The organism is Microbispora sp. CL1-1, assembly GCF_012034195.1.
In the GTDB taxonomy this organism is placed as follows: Bacteria; Actinomycetota; Actinomycetes; order Streptosporangiales; family Streptosporangiaceae; genus Microbispora.
The window spans coordinates 1-928 of record NZ_JAATEK010000146.1; the positions used below are offsets into that span (position 1 = coordinate 1).

Below are 928 nucleotides of genomic sequence, written 5' to 3' on the forward strand. Positions count from 1 at the left end.
GAACGTTTTTCATCCGCCGGGCGGCTAAGCCGGTCACAGCATGATCGCGATGCTCGGGTTTTCCTCATGATGTGGCGAAGCTCCTGGTAGACGGGTTGATCACCACAACCATCACCGTCATCGCCAGGAGCTTCGGGTGCTGTTCTATCGTGCTGCCGTCGATTTGTCGCGTTCAACGCTGAACTACGTGGCCGGACTGATCCGCAGGCGGCGCAAGGCCATCGGATCGACGTGGCGGCGGCTCAACCCCGGGCAGCAGGCGCTCCTGGTGCTGGTCTATCTGCGCAAGGGCGAGACATTCGCCGAGGTCGGAGCGGGTTTCGGAGTGTCGGCGGCCACCGCGTGGCGGTATGTGGAGGAAACCGTCGCCCTGCTGTCGGCTCGATCACCGAAACTGGCGACGGCGCTGCGGAAGGCCACGAAGGACGGCCTGCACTACCTGGTCTTGGACGGCACGCTCATCCGCACCGACCGAGTGAAGGCCGACCGGCCCTACTACTCGGGCAAGCATCGCGTGCATGGGATGAACGTGCAGGTCATCGCGGGACCGGACGGGACCATCGTGTGGACCTCCGGTGCGCTGCCAGGCAAGACCCACGACCTGACCGCCGCCCGGATCTGGGGCATCCTGCGCGCGCTCGACCAAGCCGGGATCATCACCCTGGCCGACAAGGCCTATCAGGGCGCCGGGGCCGAGGTGCTGATCACGCCGTACAAGGGCAGGAACAAGCCCGAGTCTCAAAAGCAGGCCAACCGGTCACACGCCAAGCTCCGCGGGCCTGGTGAGCGCGCGAACGCCCAGCTCAAGAGTTGGCGCATCCTGCGCAAGCTGCGATGTAGCCCGAGCAAGACCGGCCACCTGGTCAAAGCCATCGCGGTCCTTCAGAACCATCGGGTAGCACACGCCTCCCGAGGATGAAATTGGCTC

Annotated in this window: 1 protein-coding gene; it reads left to right on the forward strand. The window is 65.0% G+C overall.

Annotation, left to right across the window (positions count from 1 at the left end):
• Nucleotides 1–136 precede the first annotated feature (136 nt).
• A complete protein-coding gene (locus HCK04_RS40350) occupies nt 137–919 on the forward strand; it encodes a transposase family protein (RefSeq protein WP_142652781.1) in 783 nt (260 codons plus the stop codon).
• Nucleotides 920–928 lie beyond the last annotated feature (9 nt).